At 65.9% G+C, this 24,101-nt stretch carries 20 protein-coding genes and 1 tRNA gene; 10 read left to right on the forward strand and 11 right to left on the reverse strand.

All coding sequences use genetic code 11. The features are described from left to right. The first annotated feature begins 170 nt into the window (after positions 1–170). The 4 genes from ACOABP_RS05535 to ACOABP_RS05550 all read left to right on the forward strand — a co-directional run bounded on the left by ACOABP_RS05535 (position 171) and on the right by ACOABP_RS05550 (position 4,587). A complete protein-coding gene (locus ACOABP_RS05535) occupies positions 171–1,112 on the forward strand; it encodes a CysB family HTH-type transcriptional regulator (RefSeq protein ID WP_474227313.1) in 942 nt (313 codons plus the stop codon). A gap of 149 nt (positions 1,113–1,261) precedes the next feature. Next, positions 1,262–2,404 carry a methyltransferase gene (locus ACOABP_RS05540; RefSeq protein ID WP_474227314.1) on the forward strand — a complete coding sequence of 381 codons (1,143 nt, stop codon included), beginning with the start codon at positions 1,262–1,264 and terminating at the stop codon, positions 2,402–2,404. 139 nt (positions 2,405–2,543) lie between these two features. Next, a complete protein-coding gene (locus tag ACOABP_RS05545) occupies positions 2,544–3,701 on the forward strand; it encodes an ABC transporter substrate-binding protein (protein ID WP_474227315.1) in 1,158 nt (385 codons plus the stop codon). 13 nt (positions 3,702–3,714) lie between these two features. Then, positions 3,715–4,587, forward strand: a complete 873-nt coding sequence (locus ACOABP_RS05550) for an NAD(P)-dependent oxidoreductase (RefSeq protein WP_474227316.1) — start codon at positions 3,715–3,717, stop codon at positions 4,585–4,587. An 18-nt stretch (positions 4,588–4,605) separates the two neighbouring features. Here the strand turns inward: ACOABP_RS05550 and ACOABP_RS05555 are convergent, their stop codons facing one another. Then, positions 4,606–5,544, reverse strand: coding sequence for an alpha/beta hydrolase (locus tag ACOABP_RS05555; RefSeq protein WP_474227317.1), 939 nt, complete (start codon positions 5,542–5,544; stop codon positions 4,606–4,608). 99 nt (positions 5,545–5,643) lie between these two features. Between ACOABP_RS05555 and ACOABP_RS05560 the strand changes: the two genes are divergently transcribed. Both ACOABP_RS05560 and ACOABP_RS05565 read left to right on the forward strand, forming a co-directional pair. Beyond that, positions 5,644–6,018: an HNH endonuclease family protein gene (locus ACOABP_RS05560; protein WP_474227318.1), complete on the forward strand. Its 375-nt coding sequence runs from the start codon at positions 5,644–5,646 to the stop codon at positions 6,016–6,018. 154 nt (positions 6,019–6,172) lie between these two features. Then, positions 6,173–6,257, forward strand: a tRNA-Leu gene (locus ACOABP_RS05565). Positions 6,258–6,338: 81 nt separating this feature from the next. Here ACOABP_RS05565 and ACOABP_RS05570 read toward each other — a convergent pair. Continuing rightward, positions 6,339–7,109 carry a ChbG/HpnK family deacetylase gene (locus tag ACOABP_RS05570; RefSeq protein ID WP_474227319.1) on the reverse strand — a complete coding sequence of 257 codons (771 nt, stop codon included), beginning with the start codon at positions 7,107–7,109 and terminating at the stop codon, positions 6,339–6,341. A gap of 671 nt (positions 7,110–7,780) precedes the next feature. Between ACOABP_RS05570 and loiP the strand changes: the two genes are divergently transcribed. The 4 genes from loiP (at position 7,781) to ACOABP_RS05590 (ending at position 13,935) form a co-directional block, all read left to right on the forward strand. Next, positions 7,781–8,530 (forward strand): metalloprotease LoiP, encoded by a 750-nt coding sequence (loiP, locus tag ACOABP_RS05575; protein ID WP_474227320.1) that lies wholly within the window; start codon positions 7,781–7,783, stop codon positions 8,528–8,530. A gap of 266 nt (positions 8,531–8,796) precedes the next feature. Next, positions 8,797–10,500, forward strand: a complete 1,704-nt coding sequence (aspT, locus tag ACOABP_RS05580) for an aspartate-alanine antiporter (protein WP_474227321.1) — start codon at positions 8,797–8,799, stop codon at positions 10,498–10,500. 79 nt (positions 10,501–10,579) lie between these two features. Continuing rightward, the gene (gene aspT, locus ACOABP_RS05585) at positions 10,580–12,265 is read left to right on the forward strand and encodes an aspartate-alanine antiporter (RefSeq protein WP_474227322.1); all 1,686 of its coding nucleotides are present in this window, start codon (positions 10,580–10,582) and stop codon (positions 12,263–12,265) included. 41 nt (positions 12,266–12,306) lie between these two features. Beyond that, positions 12,307–13,935 carry a bifunctional aspartate transaminase/aspartate 4-decarboxylase gene (locus ACOABP_RS05590; RefSeq protein WP_474227323.1) on the forward strand — a complete coding sequence of 543 codons (1,629 nt, stop codon included), beginning with the start codon at positions 12,307–12,309 and terminating at the stop codon, positions 13,933–13,935. Positions 13,936–14,090: 155 nt separating this feature from the next. On the opposite strand, the gene hutG is transcribed toward ACOABP_RS05590, so the two are convergent. The 9 genes from hutG to ACOABP_RS05635 all read right to left on the reverse strand — a co-directional run bounded on the left by hutG (position 14,091) and on the right by ACOABP_RS05635 (position 24,091). Further along, a complete protein-coding gene (hutG, locus tag ACOABP_RS05595; RefSeq protein ID WP_474227324.1) occupies positions 14,091–14,912 on the reverse strand; it encodes an N-formylglutamate deformylase in 822 nt (273 codons plus the stop codon). A 42-nt stretch (positions 14,913–14,954) separates the two neighbouring features. Continuing rightward, the gene (locus ACOABP_RS05600) at positions 14,955–16,361 is read right to left on the reverse strand and encodes a formimidoylglutamate deiminase (protein ID WP_474227325.1); all 1,407 of its coding nucleotides are present in this window, start codon (positions 16,359–16,361) and stop codon (positions 14,955–14,957) included. After that, on the reverse strand, positions 16,358–17,584 hold the full coding sequence (gene hutI / locus ACOABP_RS05605; RefSeq protein WP_474227326.1) for an imidazolonepropionase: 1,227 nt from the start codon (positions 17,582–17,584) through the stop codon (positions 16,358–16,360). The genes ACOABP_RS05600 and hutI overlap by 4 nt, the downstream gene beginning before the upstream one ends. Further along, positions 17,581–18,174: a HutD/Ves family protein gene (locus tag ACOABP_RS05610; protein ID WP_474227327.1), complete on the reverse strand. Its 594-nt coding sequence runs from the start codon at positions 18,172–18,174 to the stop codon at positions 17,581–17,583. Before ACOABP_RS05610 ends, hutI begins: the two co-directional genes overlap by 4 nt. Then, positions 18,174–19,877, reverse strand: coding sequence for a urocanate hydratase (gene hutU / locus ACOABP_RS05615; protein WP_474227328.1), 1,704 nt, complete (start codon positions 19,875–19,877; stop codon positions 18,174–18,176). The genes ACOABP_RS05610 and hutU overlap by 1 nt, the downstream gene beginning before the upstream one ends. Before the next feature lie 116 nt (positions 19,878–19,993). Further along, positions 19,994–21,556, reverse strand: coding sequence for a histidine ammonia-lyase (gene hutH, locus ACOABP_RS05620; protein WP_474227329.1), 1,563 nt, complete (start codon positions 21,554–21,556; stop codon positions 19,994–19,996). Between the two features lie 99 nt (positions 21,557–21,655). Then, positions 21,656–22,417: a histidine utilization repressor gene (gene hutC, locus ACOABP_RS05625; RefSeq protein ID WP_474227330.1), complete on the reverse strand. Its 762-nt coding sequence runs from the start codon at positions 22,415–22,417 to the stop codon at positions 21,656–21,658. A 25-nt stretch (positions 22,418–22,442) separates the two neighbouring features. After that, a complete protein-coding gene (locus ACOABP_RS05630) occupies positions 22,443–23,222 on the reverse strand; it encodes an ABC transporter ATP-binding protein (RefSeq protein WP_066732045.1) in 780 nt (259 codons plus the stop codon). Beyond that, the gene (locus ACOABP_RS05635; RefSeq protein WP_474227331.1) at positions 23,219–24,091 is read right to left on the reverse strand and encodes an ABC transporter permease; all 873 of its coding nucleotides are present in this window, start codon (positions 24,089–24,091) and stop codon (positions 23,219–23,221) included. The genes ACOABP_RS05630 and ACOABP_RS05635 overlap by 4 nt, the downstream gene beginning before the upstream one ends. Positions 24,092–24,101: the final 10 nt, after the last annotated feature.

The raw sequence follows: 24,101 nt of genomic DNA on the forward strand, positions 1-24,101 counted from the left end.
CGGGGGCTTCTCGACTGCGCCTTTGCTCCGGTGGTGCCGGCACCACCTTTTCAGGCTGGGCGCAGACGCAATTCGGGCAGGCGAACGTTTAACAAAGTTCGAGAATCGTAATAAACTCGCCTCATATCTCAAACTAATAAGAAGTTGTTTGTTTATACGAGCGAAGTTATATGAATCTTCACCAGTTTCGCTTCGTGCGCGAGGCCGTCCGCCAGAATTTCAACCTGACAGAGGCCGCAAAAGCGCTCTACACATCACAACCAGGCGTTTCCAAGGCGATTATCGAGCTGGAGGAAGAGCTGGGTGTCGATATCTTCACACGCCACGGCAAGCGCATCCGGAGCCTCACGGAACCGGGCCGGCGCATCCTCGTGTCGGTGGAAAAGATCCTGCAGGAGGTGGAAAGCCTGAAGCGCGTGGGCAAGGACTACGCCGCGCAGGACCAGGGCAACTTCACCATCGCCACCACGCACACCCAGGCCCGCTATGCCCTGCCGCGCGTGATTGCCGAGTTCACCAAGCGCTACCCGAAGGTGCGGTTGTCGATCCAGCAGGGCACGCCGGCGCAGATCGCCGACATGATCCTGCACGACCAGGCCGATATCGGCATCGCCACCGAGGGCATCTCCAGCGACAAGGCGCTGGTGTCGCTGCCCGGCCATCAATGGCAACATGTGGTGATTGCGCCACCTGATCACCCGCTACTGGAAAAGAAGCACCTGACGCTGGAGGATCTGGCCGGCTATCCGCTGATCACGTACGACGTGAACTTTGCCGGTCGGCCGAAGATCGACAAGGCGTTCGCGCTGCGTCACCTGGAGGCGGACATCGTGCTCGAAGCCATCGACGCCGACGTGATCAAGACCTACGTGGAAGTCGGCCTCGGTGTCGGCATCGTGGCCGGCCTGGCCTTCGACCCCGAACGCGACCGCAACCTGCGCGGCATCCCTGCCGGCCACCTGTTCGGCACCAACGTAACCCATCTGGCTGTAAAGCAGGGCGCCTACCTGCGCAGCTTCGTCTATACCTTCATCGAGCTGTTTTCGCCGACACTGAACCGCAAGCTCGTCGAGCAAGCGATGTCCGGCGACCACGAAGCTTACGAGCTGTAAGAGGCACCAACAAAATGATTCTGGCGTCATTGCGCGACCTTGCCGTACCACTTGCACCGTCTGCGGTCGCGTGTCTGGCCAGAACCGCTTCGCTTCATCTTCTTGACGCCACTCACGGCGCGCGAGAACTCTACCTATATAAGTAAACGATGGATTCCCTCCCCACTATCCACTGGACCGAGGATGGCGCCGAGCGCAGCGCGCCGTGGCGTTCCGAGGCCGGCCTGCCGCCGCCGAAGCGCGTGGTGATTGCCGACGACCAGACCCCGGCCGATACGGCCTACCGGCTTGCCAGCGAGGGCACCGCCCTGCTCTGGCGCGGTGATTTCCAGAATGCCCGCCAGCTGCTGCAGGCCATGGCGCGCCGTGTGGACCGCAAACCCCAGCGCAAGGCGCGCGGCGCCACCAAGGCGCCGGCCAGCCTGACCGAGTCGTTCCACAAGCACCGGCTGGCGCAGTCGCAACGTGCCCGTACGCTGGGCATGCTGCTGCTGCCGTTCGAGGCCGGCCATGTGGTGCCGCTGCGCCGCGCGCCCGACGTGCATGAAGCCTGCGAACAGGTCTATGGCAAGAGCGACGGGCCCTATGTGGCGTCGATGCGCGAGCTGCTGGGCCTGATCGGCGCCTACGAGTGGCGCAGGAAGGGTGTCGAGATCCCGGTGCTGGGCGAGCGCATCCATCCCTGGTACGGCGTGTTCTCGCCGGTACGCGGCGAATACATCGAACTGGTAGCCAGGGAAGCGCTGCCGTCCACGGCACTGGCCTTCGACATCGGCGCCGGCACCGGCGTGCTGGCTGCCCTGCTGGCCCAGCGCGGCGTAAAGCGCGTGGTCGGCACCGACCAGGACCCGCGCGCGCTGGGCTGCGCACGCGAGAACATCGACCGGCTTGGCCTGGCGAAACAGGTCGAGATTATCGAGGCCGACCTGTTCCCCGAGGGCCGCGCCCCGCTGGTGGTCTGCAACCCGCCCTGGGTGCCGGCACGGCCAAGCTCGCCGATCGAGCATGCGGTGTTCGACCCCGACAGCCGCATGCTGCGTGGCTTCCTGAACGGCCTGGCCGCGCATCTGGAGCCGGGCGGTCAGGGCTGGCTGATCCTGTCGGACTTTGCCGAGCATCTGGGCCTGCGCTCGCGCGACGAACTGCTGGGCTGGATTGATACGGCGGGGCTCAAGGTACTGGGCCGCTCCGATATCCGGCCACGGCACCCCAAGGCCGCCGACGCCGACGATCCGCTGTTTGCCGCGCGCAAGGCCGAGGTCACGTCGCTGTGGCGACTGGCCGCGAAGTAGGGCCGCGAAGTAAGGACGAGAAGTAAGGACGAGAAGTAAGGGCGCGAAACAAGGGGCGAGAAGTCCGGCCCTGGAGCAAGCGCCAGATCGACGTTTTTTCTTCCACCGCTGTCATGCTGTCACGTTTCGGAGGTTGTCCATGCGCCTGCGTCAGTTCCTGCTGCCTGTGATGTCGATGTGCCTGATCGGTGCCGCGCGTGCCGATATCCGCGTCGGGGTCGACCTGTCACTGACAGGCTCCGCCGCGGCCATTGGCATTCCGTCGGCCAATACCGTGCAGTTGTGGCCGCAGACGCTGGGCGGCCAGCGCGCCCAGTACATCGCGCTGGACGACGGCACCGACCCGGCCGCCGCGGTGCGCAACGTGCGCAAGTTCATTGCCGAAGACAAGGTCGATGTGATCGTCGGCCCGAACATCACGCCGAACGCGATCGCCGCGCTCGATGCGCTCGCCGAGACCGGCACGCCAATGGTGGCGCTGGCTGCGTCCGCCAGCGTCGTCGAACCGCAGGCCGATACGCGCCGCCGCTGGGCCTTCAAGATGCCGCAGAACGACGCACTGATGGCGACGCTGCTGACCGAGTACATGGTCAACCACGGCGTGAAGACCGTCGGCTTTATTGGCTTCAACGACGCCTACGGCGAAAGCTGGTGGCGCGAATTCTCGAAAATGGCCGAGATGCGACACCTGCGCGTGGTGGCGCAGGAGCGCTTCGGTCGCATGGACACATCGGTCACGGGCCAGGTGCTCAAGCTGATTGCGGCCAACCCCGATGCCATTCTGATCGCCGGTTCGGGCACGCCGGCCGCGCTGCCACAGAAGGCGCTCAACGAGCGTGGCTACAAAGGCAGCATCTATCAGACGCACGGCATTGCCTCGTGGGATTTCCTGCGCATTGGCGGCAAGGACGTGGAAGGGACGCTGTTTCCCACCGGGCCTGTCGTGGTGGCGCGGGAGCTACCCGACAGTCATCCGGCGAAGAAGGTGGCGCTGGATTTCGTCAAGCGCTATGAAGCGAAGTACGGCGCCGACACCGTCACGCAATTCGCCGGCGACGCCTGGGGCGCCTGGCTGCTGCTGGACGATGCCAGCCGGCGCGCCCTGAAGACCGGCGCCCGGCCCGGCACCCCGGCGTTCCGCAGCGCACTGCGCGACGCCATCGAATCGACAAGGAACCTGACCGTGCCCAATGGCGTGCTGAACCTCAGCGCGCAGGACCACCAGGGTTTTGACCAGCGTGCCCGCGTGATGGGCACCATCCGCAAGGGCAAGTTCGCCTATGCAGGCGACAAGTAACAAGGAAGCATTCATGACTACCGTGGCATTTATCGGCCTGGGCGCGATGGGCGCGCCGATGGTCGGTCACCTGATCGGCGCCGGCCACACCGTGCGCGCCTTTGTGCGCCGCCCCGAAGCGGCCGACGCCGCGCGCCAGCTTGGCGCCGAGCCGTTCTTCACGCCCGCCGAGGCGGCACAGGGCGCAGCCGTCGTCTTCACCAACGTGACCTCGTCGGAAGACGTGCGCCAGGTGTTGCTGGGCCAGCAAGGCGTGATCGAAGGTGCCGCGCCGGGCACCATCTGCGTGGATCACAGCACGATCTCGCCCATCGTCACGCGCGAGATCGCCCAGGCGCTGGCCGCCAGGGGCATCGAGGCACTCGACTGCCCGGTATCGGGCGGCACCATCGGCGCGCAGGCCGGCACGCTGACAATCATGGTCGGCGGCAAAGCCGATAATCTGGAGAAAGTGCGACCACTACTGGAATGCGTGGGCAAGACGATTACCCATATCGGCGACCATGGTGCCGGCCAGGTAGCCAAGCTGTGCAACCAGATTGCCCAGGTAGTCAATATCGAAGGCATTGCCGAGGCGATGCGCTTTGCCGGTGCGCAGGGCGTGGATACCGGCAAGGTCTTCCAGGCTCTGTCCACCGGTTTTGCCGGCAGCCGCATGCTCGACCTGCTGGGCCCGAAGATGGTGTCGCGCGATTTCTCCGCCGGCATCGAATCGCGGCTGCACGCCAAGGACTTTGGCCTGGCCGCCGATATCGCCGGTGAAATCGGCCTGGACCTGCCCGCCATGCGCGCCACGGCCGCCCAGCTGGGCGAACTGATGGATCAGGGCTGGGGCAAGGACGACACGTCGTCGCTGCTGAAGGTACTGGAACTGAAAAAGCAGTAGGCGCGTGGCGAATGCAGGCTAGACGCCCGCGATCATCCCCAGCAACGCACGCGACAACTGGCTGTCGTCGCGCATCAAATCGTCCATTGCGTTGAAATGATGGCGGCCCGGCAGCGCGATATCGTCACGCGCGTTGCCCGGCCACGCCGCGCGGATCAGCGCGTGCTGACGCTGGTACTCGCTGGATTCAAGTTCGCCCACGGCAGTAATCAGCGGCGCGTCGGTGGCCGGCACCATGAAGGCCGGCGACAGGCGCGCGACATCGGCCTCGCTGAGCTGCAGGTCGGCCTGCAGGAATTCGGCGCGACGCAGCGGCTCCAGATCGTAAAGACCGCTGATCGACAGTCCGCCCTTGATCAGGTCTGCCGGCAGGTCGTCGGAAAACTGCGGCCACAGCGCGGCCATCAGCATCGTCACCAGGTGTCCGCCCACCGAATGCCCGGCCAGGAACATGCGATTGCGATCGTGGCCCAGCCGGTCGGCCTCGCGATACAGCCACGCCACCGATTGCATGACCTGCCACACGATGGTTTCCACGGTCACCACCGGGCACAGCGCGTAGTTGACCACGGCCACCGACACACCGCGACGCGTGGGGACGCTGGCCACGAAGCTGTGGTCGCGCTTGTCCAGCGCACGGTAATAGCCGCCGTGCAGGAACACCAGCAGGGGTGGCGCATCGTCATCGCGCAGCGCCGCCGGGAAGTAGTCGAGCGTCTCGGTCTCGGCAAGCGGCGAATCCGCATCGCCATAGGCCAGGTTCTCGAAGTACGTCACCATACCGGCCCGCACCAGTGCCGAATCCGCCGCCCAGCGCGCCATATGAACGGCATTGTCCGGCACATTGGCGCGATTGTTGTAGGCCTGGGCATAGAAGGCGGGATCCTGCGAAGGCAGGGCCGCCAGCGATGCAAGGCTGGCGGTGGGCGTGGCATCGAGGGTCGGCTGGGCAGACATGGCTCTCGGCTCCGGTGAGGTCGCGGCGACACGGCATGGGACGGTTGCGCGCTATCCTACCGCAACTGCCAAGGCACCCTCTTTTCAGCGGATTTGCGTATGGTCGTCAAGCGCCGGCTGCGCGCCGGCAAGGGTCCGCAGCTCGGACCACCCGATATTGCCCCCGATGATGGCGCCGATCCGGGACCGGCCCGCTGCCCGCTGTGCGGACGGCTGCTGCTCGACGACGCCAGCACCGACCTGCACCACCCCGTACCCCGCAGCCGGGGCGGGCGCGAGGTCATCGCCATGCATCGCGTCTGCCATCAGAAGATCCATTCGGTCTTCACCGAAGCCGAACTGGCAACCACCTATCACGACTGGGACATGCTGCGCGCCCATCCCGCCATGGCCGACTTCATCCGCTGGATCGCCCGCAAGCCACCCGGCTTCCATGACCGCAGCCGCACCACCAATGCGCGGCGCGGACGCTAGGCAATCGGCCAACCGGGCCGGCCAGGGATTGGCCGGAGATTGGCTGCCCAGTGGCCCGGTCAGGGCGTTCGCTTGTTGTCCATGTAGTGGAATTGCGGCATAATCGGCGGTTCATCAGCGCGCGATGTGCATTTCCGTCCATCGCCAAGCCCATGCCCGGGTGGTGAAACAGGTAGACGCAGGGGACTCAAAATCCCCCGCCGCAAGGCGTGTCGGTTCGAGTCCGACCCCGGGCACCAGATTTTCTTGAGACGCCGATCCGGACGTCTTCCGCAGCAGCTTCCCCGTCTCCAGTACCCCGAGCCGCAGTACCCCGAGCCTCAGCCCCAGGCCCGATATCGTGTCAGCGAGATATCCGCCTTTTTCAGCGCCTTCGACAGGTCCCGTGGTGCCAGCAGTGGCGCGGCCTCGTTGAGCCGCCATGCTTCGGCGCGGCCAGGGTGGACGGAGACTTCGGTGAGCCCGTTCGGCAGCACGTCGGGCAGGCGGTTCGCCCAGGTGTCGTCGCACTGGTCCACCGCACAGTAGTAGTCGGTGTACATCATTCCCCAGAACGGGATCATGAAGACGTTGTTCACCATGCGCCGTTTGCCGTTCGGATTCAGGAACATGTTTTGCGGCCGGCGCACCCAGGTCAGGCCGGCACGGCGCATTTCCTGGCGCAGCGAATAGATGACGCTCGGGAACTTGTGCAGATGGCCGTGGCTGTCGACATGCGTCACCTCCACGTGGTGATCTCGCAGCTCCTCCACTTGCAGGCGAAATTCGCGGCGGATGTCCGAAGTGGTCAGCATGCCGATCAGGGCCGCATAGCGCTGGTCCACACTTTCGCGAAAGGCACCAGGCTCGTCGCACAGCGACGTGTCGATCTCCGGCGCCACCGGCTTGAAGCCATCGACGATGTTGAAATGCAGTCCGAACGAAAAGCGCTTGCGGTTCTGCCGGGCAAAGTCGTAGGCCAGCGCAGACGCGTCGCAGCCGACCATGATCGTGGCGCTGGTCAGCAGGCCCGCCTCGAAGCAGTCCACTGTCGTATTGAAGGTTTCGCGATCAAGGCCGAAGTCATCGGCATTGATGATCAGGCTGCGCATGTTCCAGTTCTCCAGTCCTCTCCCTTCGTGATTTCACCAGCCACGGCGCGGCCCGCTACCGCCTCGCCCATGCACTGGTCGCCGAAATTCGGAAATGGAGCCTGATGCACAGCGCGCCAAAACATGACTTGCCCCTCGTGCCTTGCGGCCGGCCAATTCCCAGTGTCGACAACAATTGTTCTTGTTTTTGTTCTATCTTCAATACATCTGGATTTACTACGGATGTATCTTGCGACAGGATTAACGCCAGATTATGTGCGGTCCCGCTCGTAACTGGCCGGTTCCCGCGCATCGCGTGTCGCAAAAAGCTGATACGGATCGGACACTTGTCCGAAATGCCAGAGATGCCTGAACAGCGCAACCGGAACAAACCGACGATTCCGATGGTGCCACGCGCTATTGGCGCCGCTGACGTTTTCTCAGGTTAGTCAAGGCAGGCCGTCTGGACCGTTCGATTGCGACATGGCTATGTGCGATCGCCCACATAACCGCCATTCCCGCCAACACCGGTTCGCGCGAACGCCCCGGTTGCCACCGGCTTTGTCGCCACCCTGCCGCCACCTTACACCGCCCGCCCTGTCAGACGTACTCCACTGGCGGCCATGCAATCACTTGCTTATGCTTTCTGCCTGCGCCTCCATGACAACGACCGACCATCAGGGAATCGAAAGATGAATCGTTATATTGCTACGGCTGCAGCCATCGGCTGCGCAACACTGCTCGCGGGCTGTGCCGGCGCCGACATGAACAGCCTGAGCCAGGCCGGTGGCAGCCTGTTCAGCGCCGCCACACTCAGCGACGCCAACGTCAAGCAGCTGTCCGACCAGTCCTGTGCCGACATGGACAAGAAGAATACGTTAGCCACGGCGGACAGCACCTACGCCAAACGGCTGGTGAACATCATGGGCGGCCTGCAGAACACCGGGCTGCCGCTCGATGCCAAGGTCTACATGACCAAGGACGTGAACGCGTGGGCCATGGCCAATGGCTGCGTACGCGTCTACAGCGGCCTGATGGACCTGATGACCGACGACGAAGTGCGCGGCGTGCTGGGCCACGAGATCGGCCACGTGGCGCTGGGACATACAAAGAAGGCCATGCAGGTAGCCTACGCAGCAGCGGCCGCGCGCGGCGCGCTGGGCTCCACCGGCTACGCCACGCTGACGGCGCTGTCGACATCGCAGATTGGCGAACTTGGCGAAACCTTTATCAATGCGCAATTCTCGCAACGCCAGGAAAGCGAGGCGGACGACTACTCGTTCAACCTGCTGACGAAGAACGGCGCCAACCGGCAGGCGCTGGTCACTGCCTTCCAGAAACTGGCAAAGCTCGATGGCGGACAGTCGGGCCTGCTCAGCTCGCACCCGGGCTCCGATGCGCGGGCCAGGCATATCCAGGACCGGATCAACAGCGGCAAGTAATTGCCGTCCTTCGGCACGGCGGCACCGTTCTGTGCCGCACACAATCTGTTGTCACGCGATCCCGCCCCTTGCCGCCAGCCACCCATGCGGCAAGGGGCTTCCTCCCCATCTCCTCCTCCCCCAAGACATAGCCGTTTGTTTGATTGCGTTTAATACGCATTCAAAAGCTTTCAGTACGCGCCAACGCCGCCCCTGCGGATAATGCCTCACGCCTGCGGACCGTCCGCATGGCTTGCCATGAGCCATAGGGAGGCTTGCGCAGCGTCATGGAGTCCGTTTCCGCCCTGCTTGCCGGACAACCGGAGATTGCCCTGTTCCTGGCATTGGCTGTGGGCCATGCAGTGGGCGCGATCCGTTTCGGACCGTTCCAGCTTGGTGGCATCTGCGGCACGCTGATTGTCTCGCTGGTTATCGGCCAGAGCGGCGTGCGGCTGGACAATGATGTCAAGAATGTGGCATTCGCCGTGTTCATCTTTGCGCTCGGTTTTACGGGCGGCCCTCAGTTTTTCGCAAACGTGGCGCGCGAATGGCGGATCGGCGTGCTGTCACTGGTCGAGGTGTTCGTATTGCTGGCATTGCTGGCAGTTGCGGTGCCGTTGCTGCGGCTGGACCCTGGCACGGCGTCAGGCCTGCTGGCCGGTGCGGCCACCGAGTCGGCCGTCATCGGCACGGCCTCCGAGGCCATTGCGCGGCTGGACCTGCCGGCCGATGCCATCCGCGTTCTGCAGACCAATATCGTCACGGCCTACAGCGTGACCTACCTGTTCGGCCTGATCGCCATCGTGCTGTTCACCAGCCAGCTGGCGCCATTCCTGCTGCGTCAGAATCTGCGTGAGTCGGCCACCCGGCTGTGGCAGAAGCTGGGTGGGCAGAACGATATGGCCGACAACCAGATGACCGCGCTGCCGCTGATCGTGGCGCGCGTGCTGCGTGTGGACCATATGGCCGGCAAGACCGTCGTGGAAGCCGAGCACGAGGTAGCGCTGGGCGTGACGATCCGGCGCATTCGCCGCGATGGCAATACCTTCCGCCCCACACCCGAGGAAGTGCTGCGTGCCGGCGACGTCGTGCTGGCCGTGGGCCGGCGTGACGCGATGGTGCCGTTTGCCGCCGCCGTGGGCCCCGAGATGCCCGAGGAACCCGGCATGGATGCCGTGGTGCAGGCGGAGCAGTCGGTGCTGCTGACGCGCCGCGAAGTTGTCGGCATATCGCTGGCGCGGCTGCGCCAGAGCGTGGATGTCGGCATGGGGCGCGGCGTGTATGTGTCGCGCATCACGCGCATGCAGCACGCCGTGCCGATCCTGCCCGAGACCGTACTGGAGCGCGCCGACGTCGTCACGCTGTCCGGCCCCGACCAGGCCCTGCGGCGCGTGGTGCCCGAACTGGGCTATCCGGTCATCCCGACGATCCGCACGGACTTCGTCTTCCTCGGCATCGGCGTGCTGCTCGGCATGCTGATCGGGTCGTGGAACGTCAAGGTGGGCCAGGCCGACCTGACGCTGGGCGTAGGCGGCGGGTGCCTGGTATCGGGCCTGGCCTTCGGCTGGCTGCGCGCACGGCTGCCGGTGATGGGCTCCCTGCCCGCACCTGCCGCCGAAATCCTCAAGGACTTCGGGCTGGCAACGTTCATCGCAGCCGTGGGCCTCTCGGCCGGCCCCGACGCGCTGCGGCTGATCCAGAAGTTCGGCCTGATCCTGCCTGTGGCGGGCGTACTGATCTCGGTCATCCCGGCCGCCATCTCGCTGTACATCGGCCATCGCTGGCTGAAGCTCGACATGCCTGTCCTGCTGGGCGCGGTGGCCGGCCAGCATTGCAGCACTCCCACGATCATGGCGCTCACCAACGCCGCCGGCAATGGCACGCCCGTTATCGGCTACACGATCACCTACGCCATTTCCAATGTCCTGCTGCCATTGCTCGGCCCGATCGCCGTGGCAATGGCCGGCGCGCTGGCATCTGCGCCGCAGTAGCTGTGCCCGGCATGCCGGGCACCACGAGTGCCTGCGCATGCGCCCCTGTCACCCGTGTCACGCTTTACAGGAGTTCCCTATGGATTGGTTGCATGACATCTTCCAGAAATCGCCCGAGTCAGCGCTGTTCCTGTCGCTGGCGATCGGGTATGCCATCGGCAAGTTCACGCTCGGCAAGTTCCAGCTGGGCGGCGTCGCCGGCTCGCTGCTCGCGGCGGTCATCATCAGCCAGGTGGGTGTGGAGATCGACAACGGCGTGAAGGCCGTGATGTTCGCGGTCTTCATCTACGCGGTGGGCTACGAAAGCGGCCCGCAGTTCTTCAACTCGCTGAACCGCAGTTCGCTGCGCGAGATCGCGATGGCCGTGTTCATGGCCGTAGCCGGACTGGTCACCGTGGTGGTGCTGGCCAAGATCTTCGATCTCGACAAGGGTATTGCCGCGGGCCTGGCCGCCGGCGGCATGACGCAGTCGGCCATCATCGGCACAGCCGGCGATGCCATCACCAAGCTCGGCCTGCCGCCCGACCAGGTGAAGACGCTGCAGGCCAATGTCGCCATCGGCTACGCCGTGACCTACGTGTTCGGATCGCTGGGCGCCATCATCGTCTGCGTGAACATCCTGCCACGCTTCATGGGAGCGGACCTGAAGTCCGACTCGAAGAAGGTGGAAGCGGCCATGCACGGCGGCCTGCCGCAGTTCGGCCCGGGCCAGGCCGGCGCGCTGCCCCGGCTGGTGGGCCGCATGTTCCGCGTGACGACTGCCGCAGGCAAGACGGTCAAGGACATCGAGATCGGCGGCGAAGACCTGGTCACCGTGGAGAAGCTCCAGCGCGGCGGCAAGCCGCTCGATGTCACGCAGGACACCGTGCTCGAAGCCGATGACCTGGTGTTGCTGGTGGGCCGGCGCGACGCCATGGTGCCCACCGCGCTGGTAATTGGCGAGGAAGTGGCCGATGCCGATGGCATGGGCATGGTCATGCAGACGCGCCGCGCCGTGTTCACGCGCAAGGGCCTGAACAACAAGCCGCTGGGCGAGATCGTCGCCAATATCAGCCGCGAGATGCGCCACGGCGTGTACCTGGAGCGCATCGAGCGCTACGACCACGCGTTGCCGATCCTGCCCGACCTGAAGCTGCAGCACGGCGACATCATCACGTTCTACGGCACCCCGGCCGACACCAAGCGCGCTGCCCAGCGCGCCGGCTATGAACTGGTGCCGAGCGAGAAGACCGACTTCGTCTACTTTGGCGCGGGCGTGCTGGTGGGCCTGCTGATCGGCCTGCTGGTGGTGCGCATCGGTTCGATCCCGCTGACGCTGGGCGCGGGCGGCGGCGCACTGCTGTCGGGCCTGGTGTTCGGCTGGGCGCGATCCAAGCATCCGATGTATGGCGCGATGCCGACGGCGGCCTGCCAGTTGCTGAAAGACTTCGGCCTGGCGGCGTTCGTGGCAATCGTCGGTATCAACTCTGGGCTGCAGGCTGTCGACACCCTGCGCCATAGCGGTCTGACGATCTTCCTGCTCGGCGCCGTGGTCACGCTGCTGCCGCTGTTCCTGACGATGCTGTTCGGCCGCTACGTGCTCAAGTACGACAACGCCGCGCTGCTGGCCGGCGCGCTGGCCGGCTCGCGCAGTGCCAACCCGGCGTTCGGCGGCATCCTGGACAAGGCCGAAAGCCCCGTGCCGACCGTGCCGTTTGCCATCACCTATGCCCTCGCCAACGTGTTGCTGACACTGCTGGGCCCCCTTGTTGTCGGCTTTGTCTGACGCCTACCCCGATTGATCGCATTCTTCAACGGAGCAACGCCATGAGCAAACCGGATCTGTCCACGCTGTCCAGCCTCTCGCCGTTCGAACTCAAGGACGAGCTGATCAAGCTGGCCAGCAGCGACGCCAACCGCCTGATGCTGAACGCCGGCCGCGGCAATCCCAATTTCCTTGCCACCGTACCGCGCCACGGCTTCTGGCAACTTGGACTTTTTGCGATGCGCGAATCGGAACGCTCGTTCCAGTACATGCCCGAAGGCGTGGGCGGCTTTCCGCGCCGCGAAGGCATCGAAGAGCGCTTCGATCTGTTTGCGCGCGAAAACCACGACATCCCCGGCGTGAAGTTCCTGGCCGGCGCCGTGTCGTATGTGCGCGACCAGCTGGGCCTGAGCGCCGCCGATTTCCTGTACGAGATGTGCGAAGGCATCCTGGCCTGCAACTACCCGGTGCCGGATCGCATGCTCAGGCTGAGCGAGATCATCGTCGGCCAGTACATCCGCAAGGAGATGATCGGCAAGCACCCGTTTATCGGCGAATTCGACCTGTTCGCCGTGGAAGGCGGCACGGCCGCGATGACGTACCTGTTCAACTCGATGCGCGAGAACCATCTGCTCAAGGCCGGCGACAAGATCGCGCTGGGCATGCCGATCTTCACGCCCTATATCGAGATTCCGGAACTCAACGACTACCAGCTCGTGGAACTGTCGATCGACGCCGATCCGGAGTCGCGCTGGCAGTATTCGAACAAGGAACTCGACAAGCTGCGCGACCCCAGCGTCAAGGCCTTCTTCCTGGTCAACCCGAGCAACCCGCCGTCGGTGCGCATGAGCGACGAAAGCCTGGAATACCTGGCGTCGATCATCGAGGAACGGCCTGACCTGATCATCCTGACCGACGACGTGTACGGCACCTTTGCCGACGACTTCGTGTCGCTGTTCGCGCTCTGTCCGCGCAACACGATCCTGGTCTATTCGTTCTCGAAGTACTTCGGCGCCACAGGCTGGCGGCTCGGCGTGATCGCCACGCACCGTGACAATATCTTCGACCAGAAACTGGCGGAATTGCCAGAGGACAAGCGCCAGCAGCTGCACAAGCGCTACAACTCGATCACGACCACGCCGGACACGCTCAAGTTCATCGACCGCATCGTGGCCGACAGCCGCACTGTGGCGCTGAACCATACGGCGGGCCTGTCCACGCCGCAGCAGGTGCAGATGGTGCTGTTCTCGCTGTTCTCGCTCATGGACACGCCGGACGCGTACAAGCAGGCCATGAAGCGGCTGATCCGCAACCGCAAGGCGGCGCTGTTCCGCGAGATCGGCATTGCGCCCGAGGACACGGACGATCCGAACGTGGTGGACTACTACACCCTGCTCGATATCGAACAGCTTGGCGGCAAGGCGCTGGGGCCCGAGTTCGTGAAATGGGTGCTGGCGTCGGCGGAACCCACCGAACTGCTGTTCCGGCTGGCCGAGGAAGCCGGCGTGGTGCTGCTGCCGGGACGTGGCTTCGGCACGCGCCATCCGTCGGGCCGCGTGTCGCTGGCAAACCTCAACGAGTCGGACTACGCGAAGATCGGCAAGTCGATCCGCAAGCTGTTCGAAGACTACGTGGGCCGCTTTAACGAGGCCACCGGCAGCAAGGCGGACAAGAACGTGACGAAGAAATAAGGGAATTACTACGAACTACAAGGGGAGCGTCACCGCAGCAAATCGGCCCGTCTGTGGCAAGGTCAGCCACCACGGGCTGTTTTTTTTGCGCTTGCATCGGCCTTTCTCCCCTTTTCCCGCTTGCGGGAGAGGGGAGAAACACACAACACCAATCCTCAGTGCGCTTCCACGAAGGCCAGCACCGTCTCCAGCATCTTGCGGATGGCCGGTTGCACGTTGGCCGCCTTGGCCGGGTCGTACGCGAACGGGTACACCTCTTCCATGTACGACGATTGCGTCAGTTCCAGCTGGATCGCATGCACGCCGTCAGCCGGGTTGCCGTACTGGCGCGTGATATAGCCGCCCTTGAAGCGGCCATTGAGCACGGCCGTATGGTTCGGCACCGCTTCGGCGATCTCGACCACGTCGGCCGCCAGACCAGTGTCACAGCTCTTGCCGTCGGCCGAACCCAGGTTGAAGTCGGTCAGCTTGCCTTCGAAGAAGCGCGGCAGCACCGAGCGGATCGAATGCGCATCCCACAGGCCGATCGTGCCGTGCTCGGCGCGCAGGCGCGTGAGCTCTTCCTGCAGCGCGTTGTGGTACGGATGCCAGACCGCGCCACGGCGCAGCGCGATTTCCGCGTCGTCGGGGCCGCTGGCGCCGTCGGCGTACACCGGCGTCTTGTCGAAGGTATCGACCGGGCACAGGCCCGTGGTGTCCTGGCCCGGGTACAGGTTGGCGTTGTCTGGCGGACGGTTCAGGTCGATCACGTAGCGCGAGTGCGTGGCCATCAGGATCGACGCGCCCAGTTCGCGGGCAAAGTCATACAGGCGGTCCATGTGCCAGTCGGTATCGGGCACGGTACGCGCCTCGGGCGTCAGGCGCTCGGCCAGTCCGGCGGGTACGTAGGTGCCGACGTGCGGCATCGACACCAGCAACGGGCGGGTGCCGCGATGCAGCGTGAAAGCGGGAATATCGGTGGTGAAGGAGGAGGACATCTTGTCTCGGGGCTGCTTTGTATGTGGCGGGTTCGGGACCCTTCAGTCGGCCAGCAGGCGGGCGCGCGCCTCGGCGAACAACCGGCCCGCATCCCCTTGTAGCGGATGCGCGCCGTGCTGCACGCGGCACGTGCCGCCCGTGCGGACTTCCGCTAGTGTCTCATGTCCGTGGCTGGCGAACACGTAAGTGGACAGCGCATGGGCGCCGTCGAGCCCGGCCAGCGTCGGATGCTGGCCGTCCAGCACCAGGAAATCGGCACGTTGTCCGGCGGCCAGCCCCGCCACCGGCCGCGCCGCCGCCCGCGCGCCGCCGGCCACGGCTTCGAGCCAGAGCCGGTCGGCCACCTGCGGATGGCTGTCGGATGCCAGCACGTTGCGCCGCTGCAGGCCCAGCCGCTGCCCGTATTCGAACGTGCGCAGTTCCTCGGCCACGCTGACGCTGGCATGGCTGTCCGACCCGATACCCCACCATCCCTGCTGCGCCAGGTAGGGCGCGGCCTCGAACACGCCATCGCCAAGGTTGGCTTCGGTGGTCGGGCAGATACCGGCCACGGCACCGCTATGCGCCAGCCGCCGCCGCTCGTCCCAGTCCATGTGCGTGGCGTGGACCAGGCACCAGCGTTGGTCCACGGGCGCGTGGTCCAGCAGCCATTCCACGGGCCGCACGCCATTGGTGGCCAGGCAGTCATCCACTTCCTTCTGCTGTTCGGCGATGTGGATATGCACGGGCGCCGTGGCGTCCATTGCGTGCAGCGCGGTAACGGCCTGCACCAGGCTGCGCGGCGGCACCGCGCGCAGCGAATGGGGTGCCAGGCCCAGCCGCGCACCAAAGGCGGCGCAGTGCGGCGCCAGCTTTTCCAGCAACGCCTGCATGGCATCGGTGTCGTTCAGGAAACGGCGCTGGTCGTGCTGGGCCGGCTTTTCGCCAAACCCGGCCGTCTGGTACAGCACGGGCAGCAGCGTCATGCCGATGCCTGCGGCCTGCGCCGCACGCAGCAGCCGCAGCGACATCTCGGCGCGATCGGCGTACGGCTTGCCGTCGGGGTCGTGATGCACATAGTGGAATTCGCACACGCTGGTGTAGCCGGCGCGCAGCATCTCGATATAAAGCTGCGTGGCGATGGCCTCCAGCGCATCAGGCGACAGCCGCAGCGCGAAGCGATACATCAACGTGCGCCAGCTCCAGAACGAGTCACCGCCGGCCGGGTCGTCGTCGGGCGACACGCTGCGGTATTCGGTCAGTCCGGCAAAGCCGCGCTGGAATGCATGCGAATGGAGGTTGGGCATGCCCGGCAGCACCGGGCCAGCCGCCTGCGGCACCGCAGGCGCTGGCGTGGCACCGGCCGTGATGGTCGTGAACGCGCCGTTGGCACCCCACTCCAGCAGCACATCGCGCGCCCAGCCGTCCGGCAGCAGCGCGTGGCGGGCGAACAGTTGGCCGGCGCTCATCGGAACACCTTGCCTTGCCGCACCACGCCGGCACACGGATTGCGGCCGAACCAGTAGGCCAGTTCGGCAGGCGACGCCACGCGCCACAGCGCGAAGTCGGCGCCACGGCCCACGGCCAGCCGCCCGTGCCGATCCGCCGCGCCCAGCGCGCGTGCCGCATGCGTGGTCACGCCGGCCAGCGCTTCGGGCACCGTCATGCGGAACAAGGTACAGGCCATGTTCATCATCAGCAGCAGCGATGTGGTGGGCGACGTGCCCGGGTTGTGATCGGTGGAAATGGCAACCGGCACGCCATGCTGGCGCAGCAGCCCCAGCGGCGGCAGATGGGTATCGCGCAGGAAATAGTAGGCACCGGGCAGCAGCACCGCCACCGTGCCGGCCTCGGCCATCGCCATCACGCCGGCCTCGTCCAGATGTTCGAGATGGTCGGCCGACAGCGCCTTGTGCCGCGCCGCCAGTGCCGCGCCGCCCAGGTTGCTCAACTGCTCGGCATGCAGCTTGACGGGCAGGCCGTGACGCGCGGCGGCTTCGAACACGCGCGCCGTCTGTTCTGGCGAAAATCCGATGCCCTCGCAGAAGGCATCGACGGCATCGACCAGCTTTTCCTCGGCCAGCGCCGGCAGCATCGTGTTGCAGACCAGGTCGATATAGTCGTCGGCGCGGCCCGCATATTCGGGTGGCAGCGCGTGCGCCCCCAGGAACGTCGTATGGACCGTCACGCCGTAGGCTTCGCCAAGCTGGCGCGCCACGCGCAGTTGCTTGCGCTCGGCTTCGAGCGACAACCCATAGCCGGACTTGATCTCGATGGTGGTCACGCCCTCGGCCAGCAGCGCCTCCAGCCGCACGGCGGCCTGCGCGAACAGCGTGGCCTCGTCGGCCTCGCGCGTGGCGCGCACGGTCGACACAATGCCGCCACCGGCGCGTGCAATGTCTTCGTAGCTGGCGCCCGCCAGGCGCATCGCAAATTCGTCGGCGCGCTGGCCGCCGTACACCAGGTGCGTATGGCAGTCCACCAGGCCCGGGGTTATCCACGCGCCACCGGCATTGTGCCGATCGAGATGGCGGTAGCTGTCCGGCAGGTCGGCCAGCGCCCCAAGCCAGGCTATCCGGCCGTGTTCGACCACCAGCGCGCCGTCGCGGATGGCCCGGTCGGGGTCCGCATCGGGCAGCAGGTGGCAGTGATGCCAGACGCCATCGGCGGAAGGCGCATCGTGGAAGTTCATCGGTCCTGCTCCCTATGCAGTATCACGCGCAGGCACAGCGCGGAAAGTTCGGTGTGGCTCAGGGTGACGGCCGGCGAACCGGCCGGCATCAGTATGCCCTCGCCAGCCGACAGGTGCTGGCCGTCGCCGCTGTTGGCAGTGTCCCAGTCGCCGCGCAGCGCCAGCACCATCACGGTGGCTTCGGAGGGCACCGCCGTGAACGGCTGCCGCATCAGGCTGACTTCGGCGCGGCAGCGGCCACGGCGCGTCATCACGTTGAAGTCGCGTGTCGGGCCATCGACCAGTGCGGCGTGGATAGTCGTCTCGCCAGAAAACGCAAACGGCTCGCCCACGCGCACGAGCTTGTGGCTGAACGAATCGTCCTGGGCCTGCAGATGCACGCCCGCGCCGTCGATCAGCACGATCTGTCGATCGATGCCCGGGAAGGCCGAGAACGGCCCGTCCGCCGCGATATCCGCCACGCTGATACGCCAGTCGAACGTATCCATGCCGGCACCCGGCGGCCACGCGGCAATCTCGCGCGTGGTGCCGCCGCCGTTCTTCCACGGCGTGGGGGCGATGGCGTCGAGCGAGAACCGCGTGACGGCCATCAGCGCTTCACCATCGGCAGGTTCAGGCCCTTTTCGTGGGCGCAGTCGATGGCGATGTCGTAGCCGGCATCGGCATGGCGCATCACGCCGGTGGCCGGATCGTTCCAGAGTACGCGTTCGATACGTTTGGCCGCCGCATCGGTGCCATCGCAGACGATGACCACGCCCGAATGCTGCGAGAAGCCCATGCCCACGCCGCCGCCATGGTGCAGGCTGACCCACGTGGCGCCGCCGGCAGTGTTCAGCAGCGCGTTGAGCAGCGGCCAGTCGGACACCGCATCGGAACCATCGCGCATCGCCTCGGTTTCACGATTCGGCGATGCCACCGAGCCGCAGTCGAGGTGATCGCGCCCGATCACCACCGGCGCCTTGAGTTCGCCGTTCTTCACCATCTCGTTGAAGGCCAGGCCGGCGCGATGGCGTTCGTCCAGGCCCACCCAGCAGATGCGCGCCGGCAGGCCCTGGAACGCGATGCGGTCGCGCGCCATGTCCAGCCAGCGGTGCAGCGGCTTGTCGTCCGGGAACAGCTCCTTCATCTTGGCATCGGTCTTGTAGATGTCCTCCGGGTCGCCGGACAGCGCTACCCAGCGGAACGGCCCCTTGCCGCGGCAGAACAGCGGACGGATATAGGCTGGCACAAAGCCCGGGAAATCGAACGCGTTCTTCACGCCTTCCTCGAACGCCACCTGGCGGATGTTATTGCCGTAGTCCACGGTCGGCACGCCCATCTGCTGGAACGCCAGCATGGCCTGCACATGCCTGACGATCGATTTGCGTGCAGCGGCTTCCACTGCCTTGGGGTCGCGCGCACGCAGGTCTTCCCATTGCGCGACGGTCCAGCCTTCGGGCAGGTAGCCGTTGATCACGTCATGCGCCGAGGTCTGGTCGGTAACAATATCCGGCCGCATGCCGCCGGCCTGCGCACGGCGTGCCAGTTCGGGCACGATTTCGGCAGCGTTGCCGAGCAGGCCCACGGAGATGGCCTGGCCCTTCTTCGTCGCGTCTTCGATCATCGCCAGCGCTTCGTCCAGCGTGGTGGCCTTCTTGTCCAGGTAGCGCGTGCGGATGCGGAAGTCGATGCGCGACTCCTGGCATTCGATCGCCAGCACGCAGGCGCCCGCCAGCACGCCGGCCAGCGGCTGTGCGCCGCCCATGCCGCCCAGCCCGGCGGTCAGGATCCACTTGCCGGTCAGGTCGCCGTTGTAGTGCTGGTTGCCGGCCTCCACGAACGTTTCGAACGTGCCCTGCACGATGCCCTGCGTGCCGATGTAGATCCACGAACCGGCCGTCATCTGGCCGTACATCATCAGGCCGGCACGGTCGAGTTCGTTGAACTTGTCCCACGTGGCCCAGTGCGGCACCAGATTGGAGTTGGCGATCAGCACGCGCGGCGCATCGGCATGGGTGCGGAACACACCCACCGGCTTGCCCGACTGCACCAGCAGCGACTCGTCCTCGCCCAGGCGGCGCAGGCTGTCGAGGATGGCGTCGAAGCACTCCCAGTTGCGCGCGGCCTTGCCGATGCCGCCGTAGACCACCAGGTCTTGCGGGCGTTCGGCCACATCGGGGTCCAGGTTGTTCTGGATCATGCGATAGGCGGCTTCGATCAGCCAGTTCTTGCAATGCAACTGGCTGCCGCGCGGAGCGCGGATCTCGCGCTGACCGCGCTGCGTGTCGGTGAATTGGTGTTCGTTGGCGTTCATGTCGTGTCTCGCGTCTGTTCAATACTGTTTCGGTCAGGAACCGCTGGCCCTCTCCCCTGGCTCCTGTCCCGCGCAGCGGGTGAGGGACGGGAAAGGAGCGGGAGCGGGCTGGTGCGTCAAACGGCTACGTTCGTCGGCAGGATCTCCCTCACGGCCTCGGGCCAGCCCGCGCCGGCGTCGCCCTGCACCACCCATTGCTTCATCGCCTCGATATCGGGCGCGAGATAGCGGTCGGCTTCCACAAACGCCACACGGCTGCGGATGCGGGCCAGTTCCTGTTCCACCAGCGGCGACGACTTCAGCGGGCGGTGGAATTCGATGCCCTGCGCGGCGGCCATGGCCTCGATGCCCACGATCACCGCCGTGTTGGCGGCCATGTCGCCCAGGCGGCGCGCGCCGTAGGTCGCCATCGATACGTGGTCTTCCTGGTTGGCCGACGTGGGCAGGCTGTCCACGCTGGACGGATGCGCCAGCGACTTGTTTTCGGAGGCCAGCGCCGCAGCCGTGACCTGGGCAATCATGAAACCCGAATTCAGGCCACCGTCGCGCACCAGGAACGGCGGCAGGCCGGACAGGCCGGTATCGAGCAGCAGCGCCAGGCGGCGTTCGGAAATGGCGCCGATCTCGGCGATCGCCAGCGCGATGATGTCGGCGGCAAACGCCACCGGTTCGGCGTGGAAGTTGCCGCCTGACACGACGTCGCCCTGCTCGGAAAACACCAGCGGATTGTCCGACGCGGCATTGGCCTCGATGCGCAGCACGCGCGCGGCGTGGCCCAGGTTGTCCAGGCACGCGCCCATCACCTGCGGCTGGCAGCGGATCGAATACGGGTCCTGCACGCGCCCGCAGGCCTTGTGCGAGTCGACGATCTCGCTGCCGTCGAGCATCGCGCGCACGGCGCCGGCCACGGCGATCTGGCCCGCCTGCCCGCGCGCCTCATGGATGCGGGCATCGAACGGCTTGACCGATCCCTTGATCGCTTCCAGCGACAGCGCGCCGGCCACCAGCCCAGCCGCGAAGGCATCCTCGGCGGCAAACAGGCCGGCCAGCGCCAGCGCGGTGGACACCTGCGTGCCGTTCAGCAGCGCCAGCCCTTCCTTCGGTCCCAGCGTGAAGGCGTCCAGCCCGGCATGGGCCAGGCCCTGTGCAGCCGGCACGCGGCGGCCGTCGATCATCACGTCGCCCACGCCGATCAGCGTGCAGGACATATGGGCCAGCGGCGCCAGGTCGCCCGAGGCGCCCACCGATCCCTTGGCCGGGATGCACGGCGACACGCCGTGGTTCGCCAGCGCGAGCAGCGCTTCGATCAGTTCGGGGCGCACGCCCGAATGGCCGCGCGCCAGGCTGACGGCCTTGATCGCCAGGATCAGCCGCACGGTATCGGCCGGCAGGTCGGCGCCGGTGCCCACGCTGTGCGACAGCACCAGGTTGCGCTGCAGTTCGGCCAGCTTGTCGTGGGGGATGCGCGACTGCGCCAGCTTGCCGAAGCCGGTGTTGATGCCATAGACCACGGCGTCGGCGTCGATGATGTCCTGCACCGTGGCCTGCGCGGCGCGCACGCCGGCCCAGGCCGATTCGGCCATCGCCAGGCGCACTTCGCCACGATAGATGCGGCGCAGGTCGTCCAGCGACACGTGGCCAGGGTTCAGGGTCAGGAGGGAGCGGGAATCGTTGGTCATCTGCGTGCGTCTATGTTGTATGAGCCTGTCTATACAGGTTAGTCGAAAAATAAACCCGATGGCCAGCTTTTGACTGGCCCCGGGCGTCGGGCGACTGCCCTAGCCGAAGGCTGGATTGCCGTCGGCGCGAAACCGGCTGCCCAGCCGATACCGGTTGCCCGGGTGCAGGCAGCGAACAAATGTGACTGGCACGCCATGAGTCCAGGTGCGGCGTGTCAGCAGCAGGCAGGGCTGCGTGGGCGGCATCTCCAGCTGCACGGCCTGCTCGGCCGTGGCGGCGATGGCATCGACCACGTGCTCCACCTGGTCATAGGGCACGTTGCGCAGCAGGTACTCGCCCGGCTGCGTGTCGGCAAAATCCTGCGTGATGAAGTCGGGCGCCACGCGCGGGTTCACGTAGCGGTCTTCCAGCTGCACCGGCAAGCCGTCTTCGCGATGGATGCAGATCGAGTGGTACACCGATTCGCCGGTGCGCAGTTCCAGCGCGGCGGCTACCTCGATCGACGCCGACACGCGCTCCACCAGGATCACGTCGCAGGCGTAGTCATGGCCGCGCATGCGGATCTCGTCCTGCAGGTTCACCACCGACAGCAACGTGGACTGCGGCTTGTGCTCGGCCACGAACGTGCCCACACCGGCCACGCGCACCACCCTGCCCTGCTCCGACAGCTCGCGCAATGCCCGGTTGACCGTCATGCGCGACACCGAGAACCGGTTCACCAGTTCCTGCTCGGACGGCACGCGGTCGCCAGGCTGCCACGCGCCGCTCTGGATCTGGCGCGCGATGTACTCCTTGACCTGCTGGTACAGCGCAGCCGGAGCGTTGGACGGGGAAGGTGCCGGATTGGCGGACTGATTCATGGCCTGTTGCGAATTGCCTGCCGGTTCAGTGCTCGGCCGAAGCCATGGCTTCGGCGCGAATCTCCTCGGTGAGCCGTGCCTTGAGCACGGAGAACTCGGGCGATGTCTTGATCGTGTAATGGCGCGGATGGGCAAAGTCCACCGCGATCTCGCTCTTGATCCGACCGGGCCGCGCGGAAAACACCGCCACGCGGTTAGCCATGAAAATGGCCTCGTCGATATCGTGCGTCACGAATAATACCGTCTTGCGGTGCGACTCCCAGATCCCGAGCAGCAGTTCCTGCATCAGCACGCGCGTCTGGTTGTCCAGTGCGCCGAACGGCTCGTCGAGCAACAGTATCTTCGGATCGTTAGCCAGCGCGCGTGCAATCGCCGTGCGCTGCTGCATGCCGCCCGACAGCTGCTTCGGATAGTGCTGCTCGAACCCGCGCAGCCCCACGCGGGCGATAAAGAAGTCGCTGCGCTCTTTCTGCTCGGCCGCGCTCATGCCGCGTTCGCGCAGGCCAAAGCGCACGTTCTGCTCGATCGTCAGCCACGGAAACAGCGTGTACGACTGGAACACCATGCCACGGTCGGCGCCCGGGCCGGCCACGGGCTGGCCGTCCAGCAGCACGCGCCCGCCGCTTGGGGTATCGAGCCCGGCCACGATGCGCAGCAGCGTGGACTTGCCGCAGCCCGACGGGCCCAGGATCGTCACGAAATCGTTGTCGCGGACGTCGAAGTCCACTGGCAGCAGCGCCTGCGTGCTGCCGCCGCGCGGATTCTCGAACGTACGGGAAACCTGCTGGATCGACAGCGCGCTCATTTGATCGAACTCCACGGAAACAGGCGCTGGTTCGCCTGCTTGAAGACCAGGTCGGACACCAGCCCGATGCAGCCGATGACGATGATGCCGAAGATGATCTGCCCGGTGTTCAGCAGCGCCTGGCTGTCGGTAATCATGTGGCCGATGCCCGAGGACGAGCCGATCAGCTCGGCCACGATCACATACGTCCACGCCCAGCCCAGCACCAGCCGCAGCGTCTCGGCAATCTCCGGCGCTGCGCCCGGAACCAGCACGCGGCGCACGATGCCGCGCGGCGTGGCCCCCAGCGTGTAGGCAGCCTCGACCAGGTCCTTGCGGGCACCGCCCACCGTGACCGCCACCATCAGCACGATCTGGAAAAACGAGCCGATGAAGATCACCAGCAGCTTCTGCGTCTCGCCGATACCGGCCCACAGGATCAGCAGCGGAATGAACGCCGACGCCGGCAGGTAGCGGCAGAACGACACGAACGGTTCGAAGAACGCCTCGGCCGCCTTGTAGGCACCCATGAAGATGCCAAGCGGCACGGCCAGCACCGCCGCCAGCACGAAGCCGCCCACCACGCGCCAGACCGTCATGCCGATATCGCCGATAAAGCCGTACTGCGTGAACAGCAGCCAGCCCTCGTGCGCCATCGTCAGCGGATCGGCCAGGAACGTGCGCGGCACGAAGCCGCCCAGCGTGACCACGGCCCAGACCGCGAAGAACACGCCGAAGAACGACAGGCCCAGCACCCAGCGGGCCTGCGACGACACCGGCACCAGCGGCGACAGCCACGGATGGCGCGCGCGCGTCGCGCGGTTCACCGGCTGCGCGGCGATGGGCGCGGGCGGGCGGGCGGAGGCGGAACCTTGCACGGACGACGACATCACGGACTCC

Source organism: Cupriavidus sp. HE11, assembly GCF_056097175.1.